Source organism: Methylobacterium sp. J-088, from assembly GCF_022829295.1.
Taxonomy (GTDB): Bacteria; Pseudomonadota; Alphaproteobacteria; order Rhizobiales; family Beijerinckiaceae; genus Methylobacterium.
On sequence record NZ_JAKSYH010000199.1, the window covers coordinates 1 to 21,350 of the forward strand.

The following is a 21,350-nucleotide window of genomic DNA, read 5'->3' on the forward strand; positions in this document are numbered from 1 at the left end:
TGGGGACGCATGCGATCATGCGTGAGGCGGGCGTGTCCAAGACGGTGGTCTGGCGCTGGCAGGACCGCTTCGCGCAGGAGGGCGTCGATGGGCTCCTTGCGTCAGAGCCACCACGCGCGCCGCCACCTCCGGCCCCAGCGGCGGGATGCGGCCCGTGCGCCGCTTTTCCCGAAGGAGCCCACCAACGCCCCCCTGCGCGAATCGGTCCTGACAGGTCCACGACACCGTCTGCCCACACTTCCACCCTCCACCCACCGCGTAAACTCGTTACTCGGACGGGCTCCTAGCTTCGTCACGCTGCCCCTGCGACTGCAGCAAAGTGGGAGCGACCTATGAGCGTCGCCTTCTACACCGATTTGCCGCGCTTCCGGCTCGACACTGCGCTCGCGCTTGCGCCGGATCACATGCGCCCGATCCTGCTGGCCGTGCGCGACCACGGCGTCGCCTGGGCGACGATACCTCAGCACACCGGCCGGTTCGACGTTCCCAAGACCAAGCCCTTCATCGCGATCATCGGGGACGACATGCACACAGCGTTGGGGCCGGCCGGCTTCCATCGGAAATCGGTCCGCCGACTTATCGCCCGATCTCGCGTCATCGCGATCGTTGCCGCCGCACCCCTGAAGATTGCCTATGAGAAGGCGGTTAAGGCTCCTATCGCGTTCGGATCGAACGGCCTCGTCATCGAGACCCGCCCCGAGCGCGAACTCGAATGGGCCGGAATGGTGAGGGCTGAGAACCCGAACGCCGCGCTTATCCTCGTCAGTACGAGGGAGACGGCGCAGTGAATGCCCGCCCCTCAGACCACGCCGTCAGCATGGTCGAGCATGCCCTCGACTACGCGCGACGCAATTTCCTTGTGTTACCATGCGACCCAGCGAACAAGCGGCCGCTGGTCCCGCGGGACGAGGATGCGAACGGCAACGCAATACCCAAGACCGGCGGCCTCTACAAGGCGACGCGCGACGAGGCGCGGATCCGGGAATGGTGGCTTAAGCACCCGCACGCCATGATCGGTCTGCGCACGGGTCCTGAGTCCGGCGTGTTCGCCATCGACTTGGACGTGCCGAAGGGGTCGGATGGCCCGGACGGTGTCGCGGCCTGGGAGTGGGTAACTGCGGAGCACGGCGACGTGCCCACGACCCATACACACATCAGCCCTAGCGGTGGCCACCACCTGCTGTTCGCGTACCCGGCGGGCAATACTATCACCAATAGCCGCGGCGCCCTGCCGCCCGGCATCGATGTGCGCGGGACCGGTGGTTACATCATTGCTCCGCCGAGCCGAAGGGCTGATGGCAGCGAGTACCGCCTCGCGCAGCCTAAGCACGCATTCCAGTTCGCGGCTGCACCCAACTGGCTGCTCAACCTGCTCAGGGGCGGCGAGCAGGTATCTGCACCCAAAGAATCGCCCCGCGCCGAAGTACCACCTAAGCACGTGCCAGACGCGCTATCGAATAGAAATCGCTCCCGCGTCTTTAACGACGTGCTCGACAGCTACACCGCTCGCGCGGTCGACGCGGAATGCGACACGGTCGTCCTGGCGCGACGTGGCCAACGCAACACGACGTTGAACACCGCGGCATTCGCACTCGGCACCCTTGTCGGCGCCGGCCGCCTGAACGCCGGCACAGCTAGGCACCGCCTCTACGAGGCAGCAGTGGCCAGCAGACTCGTCCAAGACGACGGCCAGCACGCGACCCTCGCGACGATTAACAGCGGCCTGACCGCCGGAGCAAAGAATCCTCGCGCGTTCCCCGGACGCAGGTCGCAAGCCGGCGCCCCTGCCCAGTGGCGCAGCGGTGCAGCCACCGCCGATGAGGAAGGCAGCGGTCCAGTCGACGACCTTACCACAATCCGAGTGATCAACGGCGAGGTGCCGCGCGCTGTCACCGAGACCGAGCAGGCGATCCTCGCGGCGGATAAGCCGATCTTCACCCGCTCCGGCAGCCTCGTCCGGCCAGTGATCGAGACCGTTCCCGCAGCAAAGGGACGCCAAACAACGGTGGCGCGCCTCAAGCCGATGTGCGTGGCCAGCCTCGCTGACAAAGTCGCGCAGGTCGCCCGCTACCAGCGCTTCGACCGGCGGTCCAAAGACTGGATGACGATCAACCCGCCCGCCGAGGTGATGAATGCGCTGCTCGCTCGCGACGGCGATTGGCAGCTGCGCCCGATCGCGGGCGTCATCACCACGCCCACCCTGCGCGCGGACGGCACGATCCTCGACCAACCGGGCTACGATCCTGAGACCCGGCTGTTCCTCTTTCTCGAACCAGGCTTTCGGATGCCAACAATACCCGAGCGTCCGAGCCGGGAGGAGGCCGAGCAGGCGCTGAAGCTCCTGGAAGATTTGCTGATCGGCTTCCCGTTCGTGGGGCTGATCGACCGCGCCGTAGCGCTCTCAGGCATCCTCACGGCAGTGGTACGCAGCGTGCTGCCCACCGCCCCCCTCCACACGATTCGCGCCTCCACGCCGGGCACGGGCAAGAGCTTCCTCGTGGACCTCGCTAGCACCATCGCGACCGGACGGCGCTGCCCGGTGATCGCGGCCGGCAAGACCGAGGAGGAGACCGAGAAGCGGCTCGGCGCGATCCTGCGCGAGGCCGGTCCGATCGTGTCGATCGACAACGTCAACGGTGAGCTCGGTGGCGACATGCTGTGCCAGCTTACCGAACGGCCGCTCGTGCGGGTCCGGATCCTCGGCAAGAGCGAGGCGCCCGAGCTGGAGTGCCGCGCGACAGTGTTCGCCACCGGCAACGGCCTGATCCTGGTCGGCGACATGACCCGGCGCACCGTGCTCTGCACTCTGGACACCAAGGCCGAGCGCCCCGAGCTGCGCGATTTTGACTTCGACCCCATCGACAGGGTGATGGCCGATCGCGGCCGGTACGTCGCGGCGGTGCTTACGATCATCAGAGCCTACCGTGCCGCGGGTGCACCGAAGGTGTGCGGTCCGGTCGGCAGCTACGAGGACTGGACCGATGCGGTGCGCGCGCCGCTGATCTGGCTCGGCCAGCCGGACCCATGCGCGAGCATGGAGACGGCGCGCGAGGAGGACCCCGAACTGTCCGCCGTCCGCGAGCTGTTCGGCCACTGGCAGGAGCACTTGGAATTGTCGAGTGGCTTCACTACGAACGCCATCATCAAGTCTGCGTGCGAGAAGGCTCCGTCCAGCAGCCTCCATCCCAATCTACCGGGGTTTCTGAGGCCAGAATTCCGCGACCTGCTGCTGCGACAGGCCGGCGACGGCGGCGCGGTCAGTAGCCGGCGCCTCGGCAAATGGCTGGCACGCATCAGCGGGCGCGTGGTCGACAGCTTGCGCATGGAGATGAAGGTCGACGGTAGTCACGGCAACCGCTTCTCGCTCTGCACGATCGATCCTGCCACGAGCGGCCCACGATGACGGCCGGCGTCCCGACCATGGGTGGTGCTTCCACGGGGGTTTTGGTAGTTTTGGGGGTTTCCTATGATCATCACGCGGGAAGAAGCAGCGACAGTTTCTCGTATAGAGGTAAAACCAACCCCCCAAACACCCCAGACCCCCATCTGGTGAGGGTGTGGTCGGCCATGATCGCCTCGGCCGATACTCGGGGCCCGTTTGTCCCTGACCTCGAACACACCGTGTGCATCGCCCGACCGCGCTGCCAGCGCACGAGCGCCCACCTTTCTGTCGGTCTGTTCGACTGCGCCTTCGAGATCCTGCGCCAGGTCGACGCCGTAGCGGTCGCCTCGATTCCGCCGCGGGAGACCATGCGGAAGCGGTGGGCTGCGGCGAACGATGGGGCGCTTCGGGGACCAGCCAACAAAATATCCGCTTGCTGGCGAGACGGCGGGGTCACCGCCATACCTCACGAGGTCGTACCATGAAACGACGATTGCCGGGCACGAACGACCGGCCTAGGCAGCCACACCCCTGGTCATCCTCGGCCGAATTCCGCGCTATCGCCAACGCGGCACTGCGGCGGTTCAACTCTGAGCGCCACCTGCACCCGATTTGCGGCGCGACGGCCAAATCGACCGGCGAGCCCTGTCGGCAGATGCCTGCGAAGGGCCGCACGCGCTGCAAACTGCACGGTGGTGCCACGCCGCGAGGCGATGGGCCGGCCGGCTGGCACACGCCGGGCTTTCCCGCAGGCCTGCCAACCGGCAAGCCGCGCAGCGACGCCTACAAGGCTTGGAAGCGGCGTGAGAAGCGCGCAAGGCTCGCGGCCATGACGCCGGAGAAGCTTGCCCGACACGAGGATTGGCACCGTACGCACAAGGCCGGCGACGCCGCTCAACGCGCGCACGCCCGCCGCAACCGCGACGCGCGCCGCTGGCTCGATACGATCATGAACGAGCCGCCGCTTTCGCCGACACCGGCCCAGATCGAGCTAAACGAACTTCGGGCGAAGCTTCACGCCCATATCGCACGCCTAGATGCCGAGGGCGCTGCGGACGCCGACGAAGAGCCGCCCACAACGCCCGGCCTGTTCGATTGAGTCCGATCAGGCTCGGACGTAGCAGGCCGACCGCATCAGGAAGCTGGTGAGACTCGTGAGGCGGTTGCCCGGCTCCACGTGCCGTGCCGGATCGTCCCGCCGCTCCACGGCCCGTTTGTGCACACGACGCCCCATCGCAGCGCGACGGCTCAGAGGGTGAGCGCGATCAGGGCAGCACGCAGGCCGAGGCGCCGATCATAGCGCGGCCTCCGCTGCTCTTGCACGGGACAAAATGTCCCGAACGCGGTTGTGGCTCATCTGAAAGCCGCGCGCAGCCATCACGGCCGCGATGACGCGCAGCGACTTGCCGGCAGTCTGTAGCTCGACCATCTCGCGCACGGCCGCCTGCTCGGCTTCGACCTCGGCGAGCGACCCGTCATCCCGAAGTGCGAAGCCAAACGGTACAGTGCCACCGAGGTAGCGCCCGCGCTTGCGCTGATCGCACTTCACGTCGGCGATCCGCTCGCGGGTGCGGTCGCGCTCGGCCTCGGCGACTGCGGCGAGGATCGTAAATACGAGCTTGGCGATCCCATTGCCGGTGACGTCGCCGCCCAGGTCAATCATGTGCAGGCTGACGCCGCGGTCGCGCAGCGCACCCATCGTGTTGAGGGCATCAAGCGCGGAGCGGAACATGCGATCGAGCTTCGGCGTGATGACGATGTCACCGTGCTGGAGGGTCGTGAGCAGCCGCCGTCCTTCTGGGCGCTCGCCGATCGGGACTGAGCCGGACACACCCCGCTCGACGAAGTGAGCGTCAATCGTGAGGCACTGCATCTGTGCATAGCCTTCAGCGCGCCGCGTCTGCGCGCCGAGGCTCTCGCCTTCTTCAGCTTGCCGACCTGTCGAGACGCGCGAGTAAGTGTAGACCGCCACGCTCGACCCCGTTACCCTGTTAGCCTGAAGCGAGCTGCGCAGATTGTAAACCGCTTTGTCAACCTGCATTAGCAGGCTTACAGATTTCAATGGACAAGCTGGACCGCTGCCTTTATCCTTTATATTGCGGTCGCAAAGACAGCTGACGCAAGCAGACGATAGTCTTTGCCCCCGTCGACCGCCTGGGGCAGCCTGATCAGGCTTGCCCGGTACCTCAGCTGGCCCCCAGGGTATGACTGGCTCCCAAAGCGAGGGCGCAGGCCATAGTTGTCTATAAAATTGAGGTCGAGGGAACGAACCGGACAAAATGTCTGCGCTCCGACCGGCGTCTGCCGTTCCCTGCCGTTCGAAATTGTAGGAAATTTCGAAGATTATTGGTCTGTTCTTGGCCGTTTACAGAATGACCGGTTTCGGCGGTGCCGCACAGAACCGCGGGCAGCGGCTTGTACGTCGTTTGAGCGAGGGCATATAGATATCAATAAAATAAATGAGATTACATCATACGATTTCTAAGATTGAACAAGACGACAAGGGTTCCACCGACCATCAGCAGAATGATGAGCGTAGAAAACAGGATTAGTTGCCGATCGTCGCGTGAGGATCGCGTCAGGTCGATATGCAGAAAACAGCGGAAGTGGACGAGCGCCTGGACTAGGGCGAGGCCGAGCACGATCTCGAAGGTCGTCTGAGCTGTGGCCCATCGCCAGTGAACGAGCGCGAATGCGATGCATGTAAGTACGAAGGCCAGGATATAGCCGAGGGCGTAGGTCGTGAGGTCGGCGCGTTTCGAATGGGTGTCGTCATCGGAGGAGTGACCTTGCGCGATCGGAGATTGTCCATCGTTCTTCGCACGGCGTCCCCGCCCGCGGATCAGGTTTGACGCGCCGAGCAAGGCGGCGGCCCCGAGCGCCTTCGCCAGCACCCTGGCTCTCGTCTCGTTCCCCACAGTCATCCGAGGATCCCCTGCAAGTAGACGATAGAGAAAATCCCGATCCAGACGATGTCGAGGAAATGCCAGAACAGGCCGAGCCGCAGCAAGTTAAGCTTGACGCGGTCGTCGAGGCCGAACACGGCGATCTGCGCAAGCATCACCGCGATCCACGCGCATCCCGCCGTCACGTGAAGGCCGTGGGCGGGCACAAGGGCGAAGAACGCCGAGAGGAAGCCGCTGCGGTCTGGGGTCGCGTCGTCCGAGATCATCGTCCTGAAGTCGTTCAGCTCGAAGCCGAGGAAAGCGAACCCAAGTGCCAGGGTGATGCTGAGCCAGACGACGAGGCTAGTGCGGGTGCGATCGTACTTCATCGCGATCGACGCGAGGCCGAAGGTGAGACTGCTGGTGAGCAGGATCAGCGTCTCAATGAACGCCGGTCCGATCTTGAACTCCGCCTGCGGCCCCGGGGCGCCGACGGTGGCGGCCAACTGCGTTCCGTAGATCGCAAAGAGCAGCGCGAACAGGATCGCGTCACTCATCAAGAAGATCCAGAACCCGTAGACCCCAATCGTGGCTTCGCCCGGCTCGAGCAAGTCGGAACCGTGCAGATTCAGCCCGACGTGACGCAGCTGAGGCCCGCTCATGCCGGCACCGGGGCGGGGAAGGACTCGGCGAGGCCGAAGTTCTTGGGGGATTCCTCAAGCTGCCGGGGGATAGGGTGGGCGCCGGAGACCTGGGCGAGCCAAGCCCTGTCGGTCGCCTCGACTTCGGCCGCCGATATAACGCGGTGCGTGTCGCGTACGAAGCTGCGGCCGATCACCGTAATCCAGACGGCGGCGAAGCCAAGGATAGTCATCCACCAAATGTGCCAGACGAGGCCGAAGCCGCAGGCCGCCCCGCCCAAGCCGACGATCGGGCCGACCCAGCTGTTCCTTGGAACCGTGATGTCGCGGTAGTGGTCAGCCGGTTTGTACGCGCCATGGGCCGCCTTACGCCAATAAAACACGTCGCGGCGACCGACATGTGGGATGGTTGCGAAATTGTACTCCGGCGGCGGCGCGGAGACCGACCATTCCAGGCTGCGCGCATCCCACGGGTCGCCGACTGGCACGCGGTTCTTCTCGCGCTCGCGCACACTGACGGCGAGCTGGACGAACAAGGTGACGAGACCTGCGAGCAGGATGAAGGCTCCGAGAACGGCGACGATCAACCAGGGACGGTAGTCCGGCTCGAACAGGGCTTGGCTGCGCCGAGGCATGCCGCCGAGCCCGAGCACGTAGAGCGGCATGAAGGCGAGGTAGAAGCCGACTACCCAACAAGCGAACGAGACCTTGCCCCAGCCCTCGACTAAGCGAAAGCCGAACGCCTTCGGGAACCAGTACATGTAGCCGGCGATCACCCCGTAGAGCGTCCCAGGAATGATAACGTTGTGGAAGTGAGCGACGAGGAAAACGGTGTTGTGCACGACGAAGTCGATTGGCGGGACCGCGAGCAGGATGCCCGAGAAGCCGCCGAGCACGAAGGTGACGATGAAGGCGATCGAGAATAGCATCGGCGTTGTGAAGCGGACTTCGCCGCGAAACATCGTCCAGATCCAATCGTAGACTTTTACACCCGTCGGGACGCCGATCGTCATCGTCGCGATGCCGAAGGCGGCGTTGACGTCGGCACTTTGGCCCATCGTGAAGAAGTGGTGCAGCCAAACCGTGAACGAGAGTATACCGATGGCCATCGTCGCCAGGACCAGGGATGTGTAGCCATATAGCTCCTTCGACGAGAAAGCGGAGATCACCTCGGAGTACACACCGAACGCCGGCAGGATGAGGATGTAGACCTCCGGATGGCCGAACAGCCAGAAGAGATTCACGTAGTTCATCATGTTGCCGCCGAGATCATTGGTAAAGAAGTGGAAGTCGGCGTAGCGGTCGAGGGCGAGGAGCGCGGTGGCGAGCGTCAGCGGCGGCATCGCGAACACCATCAGGATCGACGTGCACAGCGCCGTCCAGCAGAACAGTGGCATGCGCATCAGGTGCATTCCGGGGCAGCGTTTCTTGTAGATCGTCGCCGCGAAGTTCAGTCCCGAGAAGGTCGTGCCGAGGGAGGTCAGCGTAATCGCCCAGATCCAGTAGTCCGGGCCGACGCCCGGCTGGAACGCCTTGCCGGTATAGGGCGGGTAGCCGGACCAGCCGCCGGTCGAGAAGTCGCCGATGGCCAGCGAGATCATCACCAGTCCGGCGCCGGCTGCCGTCAGCATCAGGCTGATCGAGTTGAGGAGTGGGAAGGCGACGTCGCGCGCCCCGATCTGCAGCGGCATGGCGAAGTTGATCAGGCCGGTCAGGAACGGCATCGCCATGAAGAAGACCATGATGGTACCGTGCGTGCTGAACAGCTGCGCGAAGTGCTCTGGCGCGACGATCCCGGGCGCGTCGACGGCCAGCGATTGCTGCGTGCGCATCAGCACCGCCTCGATCAACGCCCGCGTAAGCATGACCCCGGCGATCACCACGTACATGATACCGATCTTCTTGTGATCGAGGCTGGTCAGCCAGTCCAGGAACAACGGGCGCCACCATCTTTGCCAGGTCAGAAGCGCGACGAGGACGACCGCGCCGACCACCACCATTCCGCCGGCCATCGCACCGATGAACTCACTCAGGGTCGGGTGGTCCCAGGCCCGGACGAAGGGCAGCGCCTTCGCGTCGAGCCGTCCGAACAACCAGAACCAGACGTCGCCGCTCATCGCTTGGCTTCCTTGTGCGCGGTGTGCGCGCCCGCGTCGTCGAGCGCGAGGATCGACTTGAACAGGTCCGGCGCGACCGCGCCGTATCGGCTGGGCTCGGCCTGGACGGAGCGGGCCGACAGAGCCTTGTAGGCGGCCATATCGAGCATCTTGCCGCCCGCCCTAGCCCGCGCGATCCAAGCCCGATAGTCGTCTCCCGCTTGGGCCAGAACCGGGAACTTCTGGTTCTGAAAGCCCATGCCGTTGAACTGTGTGTTCTGACCGGTGAAGTGGCCGGGCTCGCTCGCGGCAAGGTTGAGCTGCGTGGTCATGCCGGCCATGGCGTAGATCTGACCGGCGAGCTTGGGGATGAAGAACGATTGCATCACCGTGCCGCTCGTCAGGTTCAGGTGGACCGGGCGGTCGGCCGGAAAGGCGAGCTCGTTAACGCTCGCGATCCCCTCGTCCGGGTAGATGAACAACCATTTCCAATCGAGTGCCACCACCTGCACCTCGACCGGGGGATAAGCGGATGCGAGCGGCTTGTACGGATCGAGTTGATGCGTGCCCCGCCACAGGAACACGGCGAGGATGAGCACGATGACGATCGGCGGGATCCAGATCAGGCCTTCGAGCGGCCAATTGAAGCCCCATTGCGGCCGGTAGGCGCTCTTCGTGTTCGAGAGCCGGTAGTGCCAGGCGAAAATCGGGGTGAGCAGCAGCACCGGCCCAACGACGAACAGCAGGATGAGGCACACGATTACGAACAGGCTGCGCGTCTGGTCCGCGACTGGCCCGGCCGCGCCGAGCATACCGTGATCGAGTACGCCGCAGCCGCCCAGCGACAGCAGCACGGCGGCAGAAAGTACGCGCGCGCGGCGGGTACGATGCCGAGTACGCCCTTGGACGAGCGGCGGTGCGACGGCCGAATCCCCGTCGGTCACTTCAGGCATCATGGTTCCCCTCGTCCAATGCCATCGCGCGGGTGGGGTCGGCAGTGTGGGCGGCGAAGGCTTGAGTGGCAGGCGATCGAAACATGCGCTCTAAAATCAGTGATACCGTGGCCTCGCAGGCCCCGCCCGAAACGGACACGAATGGGCTCCAATCTCGAAGGGGGCGCCATGCGGGATCGACGAGGTGAAATTAGCCGCCGCCGCGATCGAGCACGGGGCCTGATAGGCTGAGCGCAGTGTTGACGACGGCCAGATGGGTGAGCGCTTGCGGGAAGTTGCCCATCAAACAGCGGCCCGGCACGTCGTACTCCTCCGACAGCAGGCCGACGTCGTTTGCGACACCCAGCACCCGCTCCAGGTAGGCGGCCGCCTCGTCCCCTCGGCCCTGCAAGCGCAGGCAATCGGCCATCCAGAGCGAGCATGGCAGGAAGGCACCCTCGTCCGTGCCATCGCCCTTGGCACGGGTGCGCCTAATGAACCCACCCTGATCGAGCTCGGCGCCGATCCGCGCGATGGTGGCCGCCATGCGCGGGTCGTCAGCGGGCAGGAAGCCAACGAGCGGCAGCAAAAGCAGGCTCGCGTCGAGCGCATGGCTCCCGTAGCTCTGCGTGAACGTACCGAGCCCCGCGTTCCAGCCCTCCCGGCAGACCTCCGCGTGGACGCGCGTGCGCAGGGCCTCCAATCGCCCGCGCGCTTCGTCCTTCGGCTGAAGGCGATCGAGAGCCCGGTCGAACCCGACCCAGCACATCGCCTTCGAATAGGTGTACTGCCTTGGCTGCCCGCGCGACTCCCATACGCCCGAGCCGCGATGGTGCCAGACCCGTTCCAAGTGCGCGACGATGCCGGCCTCCGTCGCCTCCTGATGTTCGCTCGCCGGGATGCCCGCCCGCCGGGCGAGCGCGAGGGTGTCGAGCACCTCGCCGTAGACGTCGATCTGGACCTGCGTCGAGGCGGCGTTGCCGATGCGTACCGGCCGAGCCTCGCGGTAGCCCGGCAGCGCGTCGACGGTCCACTCGTCGAGGTGGCGGGAGCCGTCGACGCGGTACATGATCCGCATCTCGTCCGGCGCGCCTGCGATGGCTCGTAGGAGCCAGTCCCGCCACGCGGTCGCCTCTTCGTGGTAGCCTGCGTTTATGAAGGCGCCCAGCGTGAAGGTGGCATCACGCAGCCAAGAGTAGCGGTAGTCCCAGTTCATGTCCCCGGCCGGCGCCTCGGGCAGGCTGGTGGTCGGAGCGGCGATCAAGCCGCCCGAGCGCTGGTGGACCATGGCCTTCAGCGTCAGGAGCGAGCGCTTGACGGCGTCAGGCCAGTTGGTGCGGCCGGCGTCGAAGCGGCCGATCCAGCGCTCCCAATGGACGAGTGTAGCCTCGAGGGCGGCTCGGGCGTCGATCGGCTCCGGCTCCAGGTCCCACGAGGCGGTGCAGGTCAACACGAACGCACGCGTTTCGCCGGCGTGCACGGTGAAGCCGGCCTCGATTCTCCCGGCGACGAGCGTGACCGGAGCTGCGCCTCGCAGGATGATCCGGTGCTGCCCGACCGTGGCGACCGCACCGTCCGCGCGCGTCTCACACCACGGTGGCAGGGCGCCGTAATCGAACCGCAGGCGTAATTCGAACGCCATGGCGACGGAACCCGACATCCCTTCGACGATCCGCACTAGATCGGAATGCCGCCCACGGATCGGCATGAAGTCGGTCACGCGGACAGAACCTTCATCGGTGCGGAACGTCGTTTCCAGGACTAGGGTGTCGCCGCGGTAGCGTCGCTCAACGTCTGCGGGTTCGTGGGGCGCGATCAGCCAGCGGCCATTCTCGGCCTCGCCGAGCAGGGCGCAGAGACAGGCATCAGAGTCGAAGTCCGGCCAGCACAGCCAGTCGATCGACCCGTCGCGGGCGACCAGTGCGGCGGTCTGCCCGTCCCCGATCAGAGCGTAGTCCTCGATCGGCTTGCTCATCGTTTGCATACCACACAGAAACGGGGGTGACGGCTCTGGTGAGCCACCTGATCAACAGCGTATGGCGATATCGGCGTGGATCTCATCATTGGCCCCGATGCCGCGACTCCCGCGAGCGCGGCGCGCTTCCGCTCGCAGGGGCGACCGGAGCCACCGCATCCGGACGCCTGTCGATCCAGCGACGCGATCAAAACCGGTACCGCTTGGCCAACAGATGCAAGCCGGTGACGGCTCCGAGCGCGGCTGCCGCCCAGAAGGCAGTTCGGTGACGGTCGGTGAACATCTCCCAACTTCCGGAGCGTGCCCGCGCGTCGAACCGCCCGTGGGCGCCGTAGTCGCCGGGCACCGGCTCGAACAGGTTGGACGGCGCATCGCGGGGCAGACGCTTGTCGGTGAGCTGACCGCTGTAGCCGGCCTTGGCGAGGTAGCGATCGATCAGCCCCGGCGCGATCCGGTTGGCCAGGATCGCCTGGACCGTCGGGTAGCCGACCCAGACCTGGCGGCGGCGATGGGTGGCCGCGAACACGATGGCGCGGGCGGGGACTTCGGGCTGATAGATCGGCGGTACCGGCTGGGCTTTTCGGCCCATCTTGTTCATGGCCCAATCGAATTGCGGCGTGTTGACCGCCGGCAGGTCGACCATCGTTAAATGGATGTCGAGCTTGTCGTGCAGGATCTCGGAGCGCAGCGAATCGGTGAAACCGCGGATGGCGAACTTAGCGCCACAGTAGAGCGCTTGCAGCGGCACCGAGCGGTAGGCCAGCGCCGAGCCGACATTGACGATGGTGCCGCGGTTGCGCGGCCGCATGCGTTTCAACGCGCTCATCATGCCGTAGACTTGACCGAGGTAGGTCACCTGCGTGGCCCGCTCGGCTTCGGCGGGGGTGATCTCGCTCACGGGCGCGAAGACGGTCGCCATCGCCACGTTGACCCAGATGTCGATCGGCCCGAGCTCGGCCTCGACCCGGTCGGCGGCCGCCTCGACCGCCTCGGCGGAGGCAACGTCGGTGGGGATCGGCAAGGCGCGCACCCCATGCCGTCGTAAGGCCGCCGCAGCCCGCTCCAGCCGTTCGGGCTCGCGCGAAAGCAGGGCGACGTCGTAGCCGCGGCGGGCGAACTCCTCGACGGTGGCGCGGCCGACGCCGGCTCCGGCCCCCGTGACGACGACGATGCCGGACATGAGTTTTCCTTCAATTTCAATGGTTGCGGTAGGGCGCTACCCGGCAGTGTCTATTGGATCGTGCGTGAGCCGGCGCAGTCAGAAGTCCATGGGGCTGCCGATCGAATCGATCGGCAGCCCGCAATGGGAAGATCGGATCTACGCCTCAGTGAAGGCGTTCCTCGATTCGCCCGGCCACGCGCAGGGCGTTGGCGATGATGGTCAGCGTCGGGTTGACGGCGCCGATCGAGGGGAAAAAACTCGCGTCGGTAACGTAGAGGTTGTCCAGCTCGTGCGCTTTGCAGTCGAGGTCGAGCACACTCGACCTCGCATCAGTGCCAAAGCGCAGCGTGCCAGCCTGATGCGCGGTGCCCGAGAGCGGAATGTTCTTGCCGAGGTAGAGCGAGCGTTCAAACAGGTAGCTGTAGAGTCCGCCGGGTCCGAGCAGTTCCTCCAGCTTCGCGCGCAGCTTTCTGTGCGCCTCACGATTGTTCTCGGCGATGTCGAGGATTACCTGGCCATCCCGATCGATCGAGACGCGGTTGTCTGGGTGGGGGAGATCCTCACTCTGCAACCAAAAATCGATGGCGTGCCGGGCCATCATGTCGAACGGGGCGTTCGGCAGGAAGCCCGTCCACTTCGGCAACTCCTCGCCGCGGATCTGGTCCGGGTGCGTCTTGGCGCACATCTGGATTAGACCCATCGGATAGTCCCACTCCTTCGAACCGAAGTAGAAGTCCGAGACTGCGAGCGTCTTCTGGAAGACGGTCTCGTTGACCTCCTTCGAGAGGCCCATCAGCACGGACATGTTGTGACGGATGTAGTTGCGACCGACCTGGTCTGAGCCGTTGGCCAGTCCGTTGGGATGGGCGCCGTTGGCCGAGCGTAGCAGCAGAAGCGCCGAGGACAGCGCGCCGCAGGCGACCACGACGATGTCGGCCGAGTAGCGCTCCTCGCGACCCTCGCGTGTTACGCGCACCCCGGTCACCGTCCGGCCCGCCGGATCGGTCTCCAACCGCGAGACGTAGGCGTTGACTAGCAGCGTGACGTTGTCGTGCTGAGCCAGCGTCGGGTCGACGGTCATCACCTGGGCGTCCGCTTTACCGTTCAGGAGGCACGGAAATCCGTCGAAAGCGTCGCAGCGGATGCAGACGGAGGTCGGGGTCGGCCTGCCGCCACGCTCGTCTAGTTTGATACCGAGCGGCAGATGGAATGGGCGCAGGCCTTCTTTGGCCCAATCGTCCGACAGCCTCTGGATGCGCGGCTCGTGGCTGACCGCCGGGTGGGCGTAGCCTCCGCTCGACCACGGCTCGGTCGGGTCCTCGCCGCGCGTGCCATGGACTGCGAACAGCGCCTCGGCCTCCGCATAGAACGGCTCGAACTCCCGGTAGGAGAGCGGCCAAGCGGGCGATATGCCGTCGACATGGCGTAGTTCCTCGAAGTCCCGCTCACGCAACCGGAACAGGGCGGCGCCGTAGACCTTCGAATTTCCGCCGACGTAGTAGTGAAGTCCCGGGTGAAACTTCCCCCCGTCGCCGCCGTACCATGTCTCCGGCGCCTGATACTTGCCGTCGACGAAGACCGTCTTAGCGCTCCAGTTTGCCTGCTCGCGGGGGAGGTAGTCGCCGCGCTCCAGCAGCAGGATCCGCTTACCCGTACCGGCGAGCCGGTGCGTCAGCGAACCGCCGCCGGGACCGGAGCCGATCACGATGATGTCATAGTGATCCTGCGACATTTACACTTTCGTGCGGCACCAAAATAACCTTGTAGCTGAGAATTATCAAGGTGAATAGGTCAATATATTCCATCATTTGACGGCCCAGCTCGGCCATAGAATGGCAATCCCGCGTTCTTTGCTTCTTCTGACATATTGAAGCTTGTGTCGTATCACAATTTCATGAGCACATACCGGCTCGTAAACACGCCCCTCGCCCATGCTCACCCTGGATGTTCATGACCTCGCTCGTCGCTGAGTGGCTCGATCTCGCAGCCCCATTCATCGCAAAGCTCTGTCTGGTGTGCCTGTTTCCGCTGAGCGCTCTCGACAAGCTCATGCATTGGGATCAGGCGATGAAACAGGCCCGCTCTTCGCCAATCCCGGCGCCGGCAGCAATGCTTGTGCTCGGCATTTTGGTGGAGGTGATCACGCCGGTATTGATCGTCGCCGGCCGGTGGGACCGCGCAGCGGCCTTCGTGCTGATGGGCTTCTGCGGTGTCACCGCGGTATTGTTTCACCGCTGGTGGGAATACCCGCTGCTCTGGTCCAAACAGGGCGAGGGCAAGTCGCACTTTTGGGATTTTTTCAAGAACTTTGGATTGGTCGGAGGCCTGTTGCTCGTAGTTATCGCTGGCAGGTACGCGCCGGTCAGCACGCTCACGGATCATCCCTTCACTTCAGGCCCGCAGTCCATATCGCGCGTGACACGCTGAGTGAAGGCGAGCGATAAGAGAGCATAGGTCATCGAAACAGCCCAGTTGTTCTGTGGTTGGTAGGCTTCCGATGCACGCCGTGCGGCAGCCGTCCCGGACAGGCTGGAACCCTTCGACAGCCGCTCTCGTCGAAGACTGATGGTTCTACTACATGCGCACAATCCGTATGTCTTCAGTAGAGGTGTTCTTCTATCGCAGCTCGTCAATCGAACTCTTTCAAACGAATGGGCTGTGGCGCCGAACATTTTTAACGTGATGCTCGGGGATACGGTGCACGTCGCCTTGCTGTTGCAGCGGCAGTGCAAAGTGCTAGTAGTCAAAACCTGACGGCTGAGTCCGTCTAGGGTTTCGGTTTGGGCTGTGCCCTGCGAGTCTGGCGGGATGCGCAGCGGCATCTCTTTCACGCTTCCCGCCTCGGATCGCCTTCGGCTCGAAGCCCTCGTGGCCGACCGGAATACGCCGCAGAAGTATGTCTGGCGCGCCTGCATCGTGCTGCTGAGCGCCGATGATCTGGGTACTCATGCGATCATGCGTGAGGCGGGCGTGTCCAAGACCGCGGTCTGGCGCTGGCAGGAACGCTTCGCACAGGAGGGCATCGATGGGCTCCTTCGCGACAAGACACGGCCAGCCCGTATCCGGCGCTCAGCCCGGAGGTCGGCGCGCGTCGTGGCCCTGACGACGCAAGGAGAGCCGCCCGGCCAGACCACGCACTGGACGGCGGCTGCCATGGCCAAGGCTGCATCCATCAGCGTCTCGTCAGTGTAGCGGCTCTGCCGCGGGCACGGCCTACAGCCGCACCGGGTGCGGCAGTTCAAGCTTTCCACCGACCTCGCCTTCGCCGCCAAATTGCGCGATGTTGTCGGGCTCTACGTCGATCCACCGGCTCATGCCGTGGTGCTCTCCGTCGACGAGAAATCGCAGATCCAGGCACTCGCTCGCACGCAGGACCCGTTGCCGATGAAGCCGGGTCAGCCCGCGACGCGCACCCACGACTACAAACGCCACGGCACTACGACCTTGTTTGCCGCTCAGGACGTCCTGGAGGGCAAGGTGATCGGCCAGTGCATGCAGCGCCACCGGCATCAGGAGTTCATCCGCTTCCTCAACGCGGTCGAGGCGGCGATCCCGGCCGGAAAGGTCGTCCAAGCGATCTTGGGTAACTACGCCGTTAACAAGCACCCGAAGGTCCGCGCTTGGCTCGACCGCCACCCGCGCTGGACCGTCCACTTCACGCCCACCTCCGCCTCCTGGCTCAACGCCGTCGAGGGCTTCTTCGCCAAGCTCGCAAAACGACGGCTGCGACGGGGTGTGTTCGGATCACTGGTCGAGGTCCAGGCAGCCATCAAACGTTTCATCGCCAAGAGCAATGGGAACCCGAAGCCCTTCGTCTGGACCGCAGACCCGGATCGCATCATCCAGGCCGCAAAGCGCGGGCACCAAGCGTTAGACTCGCACCACCAGATTGCCCAGCCGATTGCGGTCGCTCAAGATCTCCTCTCGGTCCAAGTGCGCATCAGAACGCAACCAGCACAGCAGACGTAGAGCCACAGGTGCATGCCGCGCTTTAGCGAGTCTAGAATGATATTATTCTACTGTAAAATTCGAGTTTATTACCGCTATAAACGTTAAATGTGTTTTAAATAATACTTGTTGGAATGCGATTATTGGCGGTTTTCTCGCGGATATGACATAAGTACACGGCTAATTTAAGAATTTTCATCTTATAATTTATAATACTTACAATATATAATTTTATTTTTATTGTCCTATGCTGTCGTAAAGATGGATTCTGACGGTATTCAAATATCTCATGCATCATATCGACAATATTCAGGCCGTTCCTGCGCCTACAATATTTGTAGACATAATTCGCTAAGTAAAAAATCTAATTATCAATACATCAGGCAGTGCCACCTGCCGTTGAGCTTTAATAGAGCTCGAGTAGCGGAACCGTGAGGCTGGAACGTGGCTGTTCTGATAGGGCAGTCTCCTAGAACCGGGCGTACCGATGCGTGATAAGCTTGCCGCCTTCTTCGAGACCTCCGAGCCCGTCGATGACCCTGGATCAGCTGCGCATTTTCGTGGCGGTGGCCGAGCGCCAGCACATCACCCGCGCGGCTGAAGCGCTCAACATCGTCCAGTCTGCGGTCAGCGCGGCGGTCTCGGGGCTGGAAGCCAGGCACGCGGTCAAACTGTTCCATCGGGTAGGGCGCGGGATTGAGCTGACCGAGGCCGGTCGCATCTTCCTCGGTGAGGCTCGGGCGGTGCTCGCCCGTGCGGAAACTGCCGAGCTGGTGTTGGCCGATCTCAGCGGGCTGCGGCGAGGGACGTTGCGCGTCCACGCCAGCCAGACCATCGCTAGCCATTGGCTGCCCCGCCACCTCGTCGCGTTCCGCGCCACCTACCCCGAGGTCGCGATCCGTCTCGCTATAGGCAACACGGCCGACGTCGCGCGCGTCGTCGCCGAGGGGGCGGCCGAACTCGGCTTCGTCGAGGGCGAGGTCGATGCCCCGGCCCTGGCGAGCGTCGCGGTCGCTCTGGATCGCCTTGTCCTCGTGGTCCCGCCCGGCCACCCGCTCGCTTCCGCGGACGCGCTGACGGCCGCTGACCTCGCGGTACACGCGTTCGTGTTGCGCGAGGCTGGGTCCGGCACGCGCTCCGCCTTCGAAGCGGCGCTCGCGGCGCAGGGGCTGGCACCGGACGTCCTGACGGTGGCCTTGGAGTTGCCCTCGAACGAGGCCGTGCTTGCCGCAGTACAGGCCGGGGCGGGGGCAAGCGTCCTGTCGGAGGCCGTCGTCGCGGGCGAGCTCGCCGAAGGCTCGCTGGTCGCGGCGCGGTTTTCACTGCCCACCCGAACCTTTCGGATGTTGCGCCACAAGGAGCGCTATCGCAGCCGGGCCGCCGACGCCCTGCTCGACCTGATCAGACAAGCCGACGCCGGATGAGCGAGCCCTCGAAACCCGTGCCGGCCGACGACCCGCGGGTCAAGCTCGCCGAGGACCGGACGGTGCTGGCAGCCGAGCGCACCTTCGTAGCGTGGCTGCGCACCGGGCTCGCCTTCCTCGGTGTGGGCCTGGCCGCGCAGCGCTTCCTGCGGGAGGTGCTCGCCCTGTGGCCGCTGAAGGTGCTGTCGCTGACGCTGATCGCCTGTGCGCTCGCCTCCTTCGCCGCCGCCGCCTGGCGCGACCGGGCGATCCGGGCACGCCTCGCCCACGCGGAGGTACCAATGATGCCGCGCATGCTCACCGTCGGGATCGCAACTCTGCTGATCGCGATCTCAGGCCTCGCGGCCACCGCCCTGCTCTGGGCCTGAACCGCTGCCTCAGGCGACGGTGATGTGCACGCGGTGCCACGCGGCGCTGAGATAGCCCTTGTAGTTCCAGGTGTCGTCGGGGGCGGCAGGCTGGGTCTGCCCGGCCTCATCCCAGGCGCGCACCGCCAGTTCGTGCGCGCCCGCGGGCAAGTCGAGGTCGATCGTCCAGAACGTCCAGGCGAACGGCGCACGGGCATCGTGCTCCAGCGCGGCCTGCGCCCATGTTCGGCCACCGTCACCCGAGACGTCGACCCGGACCACGGCGCGATCTCCGCATACGGCGTAGCCGCTGACGATGTTCGATCCGGCTTTCAAACGCGCGCCTCGGGCCGGCTCGCAGATCACCGCGTTGAGCGGCATGGTGTTGATGGTGTGCCCCGCGCCTGGGTCGGCCGTCTCCGCGGTCACATCGGGTGGGAACAGCTTGTAGTCGTCGGCTTGGATCGGGTTGTCGGACGGCCGGTCCTGCACGGTGACGCGCTTCAGCCATTTCGGACTGCGCACCCCGGCAAATCCCGGCACGACGGCGCGCAGCGGGAAGCCGTGCTCGGGCAGGAGCGGTGCGCCGTTCATCGCGTAGGCGAGCAGGGTCTCGGGTGCGAGCGCCTTGGCGAGTGGGATCGAGGCCCCGTAGGGATGCCCCTCGACCGTATCGTGACTCTCGAAGGCGACGTGTAGGTCTGCACCGGCGTCGATCCCGGCCTCGCGCAGCACATCACCCAACCGGACCCCGGTCCAGTCGGCGGTACCGATCGCGCCGCCGTCCCACGGATCGCCGGAGACCGGCGCCACCGCCCGCATGTCCGCACGGCGGTTACCCGCGCACTGCATCGTGGCGGTCACGGTGACCTGGGGAAAGCGCGAGCGCAATCCATGCAGCGACAGCTCCAGCGCGGTCTGGATCGTCCCATCGACGCTGAGGCGGTAGCCGTCCGCGTCGATTTCGGGCAGGTCGCCGTGCGAGCGCACGTAGAAGTCGTCGGCCGCGGTGCGGTAGGCCGCGCGCAGTCGAGCGAGCGGCGGCTCGGCGTTGTAGGGAGCATCCCCGTAGACGATCAGGCGCGCCTTGCGCTCGGCCAAGCTCGACATGCGGGTCTCCAGGTTCAAGTGCGTTTGTCCAACGCGTCGGGACCGATCCGATCCCGACGCGCTCCGCTCACGGCCTCATGGTCGCGGTGATGGCATTGCTCGCCCGATCGATCACCGCGACGCTGAGATCGCGGTTGAGCGCGTAGGCTTTGGTGTTGTCGGACGAGAACACGATCGCCTGCCTCGGCTCGTTCAGGCCGGTGACGGTCGCCACGACCTTGCGGGTGGCGGTGTCGATCACCGACAGCGTATTGTCCTTGAGGTTACCCGAATAGACGAACTTGCCGTCCGGCGTCAGCGCCGCGCCGTAGGGGTCCTGGCCCACCGGCACCTCGGCGACCACTTTTCCCGCGGTCAGATCGACCACGCCGACGGTGTTGCGTCCGCTGTTGGCGGCGAACAGCGTCTTGCCGTCCTTGGTGATCGAGATGGCCCGCAGCTTGTCGAAGCCGGTGATCTCACCGGTGATCTTGTGGCTCACCGTGTCGACGAGGGTGATCTTGTCGCCGAGGAAGTTGGTCACGAACAGCGTCTTGCCGTCGGGCGCGAGCCGTACACCCTGCCGCGGCTGGCTGAAGCCCGTCACCACCGCCTGTGCTAGGCCGGTCCGAGTGTCGAACACGCTCACCGTGCTCGCCGCCTCGTTGTTGACGTAGAGCTTGGCCCCGTCGCCGGACAGCACCGTTCCGAACGCGCCGGGCCCGGCCGCGATCGTCGCGGCCTCCTTGCCGGTCGCTGTCTCATGGGCGGTGATACGGCCAGTGCCGCTGTCGGAGACGTAGAACCGGGCGCCGTCCGGTGCGAACACGATGTTGCGCGGGGTGACGAAGCCGTCGAGCGTGCGCACGAGCTTGCCCGCGGTCACGTCGTAGACCAGGACCCTGCTCTCCTCGCTGTTGGAGACGGCGGCCGTGCGCCCGTCGGGGCTCAACGCGAGGGAGTTGTTCTTGATCGCCCCGTCGAAACCGGCGGCAAGCCCTGGGGCGACCGTGGTGAGGAGCAGTGCGCTGCCGGCCATGAGCGAGCGCAGGCCGGAACGGATCGATGTCATGGAATGGTCTTTCGGATATGGAGGCGGCGCACGCGAGGCCGCGGCGCGTAGGTCGATGATCTCCGACCGGCCGATCCCTCGAAGCGGGGACGCGGACCGGCCGGACGTGACACCGTCAGGGCTGCGGCTTCAGCGCGGCGAGGTAGTCGACGATGGCCTGCACATCGGCCTGGTCGACCGGCGCCTTGTAGATGTGGACCATCTTGTTGACGGTCTCGGTCCACTGCGCCTTCGACAACTTCGGCTGGGTCAGCACCATCCCGGCCGAGTGGCAGGCGAGGCAGTTGTTGTTGACCACCTCCGCCCCCGGCCCGTCCGGAAAGATCCTGTCGGAGGTCGGCATCTCGATGGATTGCGAGGTGAAGCGCATCGGCTCGGGTGCAGGCGCCGCGAGCGC

The 21,350-nt window shown here is 65.0% G+C and carries 17 protein-coding genes and 1 pseudogene; 7 read left to right on the forward strand and 11 right to left on the reverse strand.

Annotation, left to right across the window (positions count from 1 at the left end):
• The first annotated feature begins 332 nt into the window (after positions 1-332).
• The 3 genes from MKK63_RS22150 to MKK63_RS22160 all read left to right on the forward strand — a co-directional run bounded on the left by MKK63_RS22150 (position 333) and on the right by MKK63_RS22160 (position 4,481).
• Entirely contained in the window at positions 333-788 is a 456-nt protein-coding gene (locus MKK63_RS22150; protein WP_244005641.1) for a hypothetical protein, read from the forward strand.
• Positions 785-3,403 (forward strand): bifunctional DNA primase/polymerase, encoded by a 2,619-nt coding sequence (locus tag MKK63_RS22155; protein ID WP_244005642.1) that lies wholly within the window; start codon positions 785-787, stop codon positions 3,401-3,403. Before MKK63_RS22150 ends, MKK63_RS22155 begins: the two co-directional genes overlap by 4 nt.
• A gap of 472 nt (positions 3,404-3,875) precedes the next feature.
• Positions 3,876-4,481 (forward strand): HGGxSTG domain-containing protein, encoded by a 606-nt coding sequence (locus MKK63_RS22160; RefSeq protein ID WP_244005645.1) that lies wholly within the window; start codon positions 3,876-3,878, stop codon positions 4,479-4,481.
• A 195-nt stretch (positions 4,482-4,676) separates the two neighbouring features.
• Here MKK63_RS22160 and MKK63_RS22165 read toward each other — a convergent pair whose 3' ends face one another.
• From MKK63_RS22165 to MKK63_RS22200, 8 genes are all read right to left on the reverse strand, one after another.
• The gene (locus MKK63_RS22165; protein WP_244005647.1) at positions 4,677-5,423 is read right to left on the reverse strand and encodes a recombinase family protein; all 747 of its coding nucleotides are present in this window, start codon (positions 5,421-5,423) and stop codon (positions 4,677-4,679) included.
• Positions 5,424-5,847: 424 nt separating this feature from the next.
• Entirely contained in the window at positions 5,848-6,276 is a 429-nt protein-coding gene (locus MKK63_RS22170; RefSeq protein ID WP_244005649.1) for a cytochrome o ubiquinol/quinol oxidase subunit IV, read from the reverse strand.
• 26 nt (positions 6,277-6,302) lie between these two features.
• Positions 6,303-6,929 carry a cytochrome c oxidase subunit 3 gene (locus MKK63_RS22175; protein ID WP_279574802.1) on the reverse strand — a complete coding sequence of 209 codons (627 nt, stop codon included), beginning with the start codon at positions 6,927-6,929 and terminating at the stop codon, positions 6,303-6,305.
• The gene (locus tag MKK63_RS22180; protein ID WP_244005653.1) at positions 6,926-9,025 is read right to left on the reverse strand and encodes a cbb3-type cytochrome c oxidase subunit I; all 2,100 of its coding nucleotides are present in this window, start codon (positions 9,023-9,025) and stop codon (positions 6,926-6,928) included. Before MKK63_RS22180 ends, MKK63_RS22175 begins: the two co-directional genes overlap by 4 nt.
• Positions 9,022-9,960: a COX aromatic rich motif-containing protein gene (locus MKK63_RS22185; protein WP_244005655.1), complete on the reverse strand. Its 939-nt coding sequence runs from the start codon at positions 9,958-9,960 to the stop codon at positions 9,022-9,024. Before MKK63_RS22185 ends, MKK63_RS22180 begins: the two co-directional genes overlap by 4 nt.
• A 187-nt stretch (positions 9,961-10,147) precedes the next feature.
• On the reverse strand, positions 10,148-11,911 hold the full coding sequence (locus MKK63_RS22190) for a glycoside hydrolase family 15 protein (protein ID WP_244005658.1): 1,764 nt from the start codon (positions 11,909-11,911) through the stop codon (positions 10,148-10,150).
• Positions 11,912-12,098: 187 nt separating this feature from the next.
• Positions 12,099-13,091, reverse strand: coding sequence for an SDR family oxidoreductase (locus MKK63_RS22195; RefSeq protein ID WP_244005659.1), 993 nt, complete (start codon positions 13,089-13,091; stop codon positions 12,099-12,101).
• A 145-nt stretch (positions 13,092-13,236) separates the two neighbouring features.
• Entirely contained in the window at positions 13,237-14,805 is a 1,569-nt protein-coding gene (locus MKK63_RS22200; protein WP_244005661.1) for an FAD-dependent oxidoreductase, read from the reverse strand.
• Positions 14,806-15,023: 218 nt separating this feature from the next.
• Here MKK63_RS22200 and MKK63_RS22205 point away from each other — a divergent pair, with 218 nt between their 5' ends.
• From MKK63_RS22205 to MKK63_RS22220, 4 genes and pseudogenes are all read left to right on the forward strand, one after another.
• On the forward strand, positions 15,024-15,500 hold the full coding sequence (locus tag MKK63_RS22205; RefSeq protein ID WP_244005663.1) for a DoxX family protein: 477 nt from the start codon (positions 15,024-15,026) through the stop codon (positions 15,498-15,500).
• A 381-nt stretch (positions 15,501-15,881) separates the two neighbouring features.
• Positions 15,882-16,952: pseudogene (locus tag MKK63_RS22210) on the forward strand (IS630 family transposase); the annotation flags it as partial.
• 602 nt (positions 16,953-17,554) lie between these two features.
• Positions 17,555-18,445 carry a LysR substrate-binding domain-containing protein gene (locus MKK63_RS22215; RefSeq protein WP_244005665.1) on the forward strand — a complete coding sequence of 297 codons (891 nt, stop codon included), beginning with the start codon at positions 17,555-17,557 and terminating at the stop codon, positions 18,443-18,445.
• Positions 18,442-18,813, forward strand: coding sequence for a YidH family protein (locus MKK63_RS22220; protein ID WP_205833318.1), 372 nt, complete (start codon positions 18,442-18,444; stop codon positions 18,811-18,813). Before MKK63_RS22215 ends, MKK63_RS22220 begins: the two co-directional genes overlap by 4 nt.
• 9 nt (positions 18,814-18,822) lie before the next feature.
• Here MKK63_RS22220 and MKK63_RS22225 read toward each other — a convergent pair whose 3' ends face one another.
• The 3 genes from MKK63_RS22225 to MKK63_RS22235 form a co-directional block, all read right to left on the reverse strand.
• Entirely contained in the window at positions 18,823-19,902 is a 1,080-nt protein-coding gene (locus MKK63_RS22225) for a molybdopterin-dependent oxidoreductase (RefSeq protein WP_244005668.1), read from the reverse strand.
• Positions 19,903-19,969: 67 nt separating this feature from the next.
• Positions 19,970-20,953 carry a beta-propeller fold lactonase family protein gene (locus MKK63_RS22230; protein ID WP_244005670.1) on the reverse strand — a complete coding sequence of 328 codons (984 nt, stop codon included), beginning with the start codon at positions 20,951-20,953 and terminating at the stop codon, positions 19,970-19,972.
• A gap of 115 nt (positions 20,954-21,068) precedes the next feature.
• The coding region (locus MKK63_RS22235) for a c-type cytochrome (RefSeq protein WP_244005672.1) at positions 21,069-21,350 on the reverse strand (282 nt) is incomplete at its 5' end.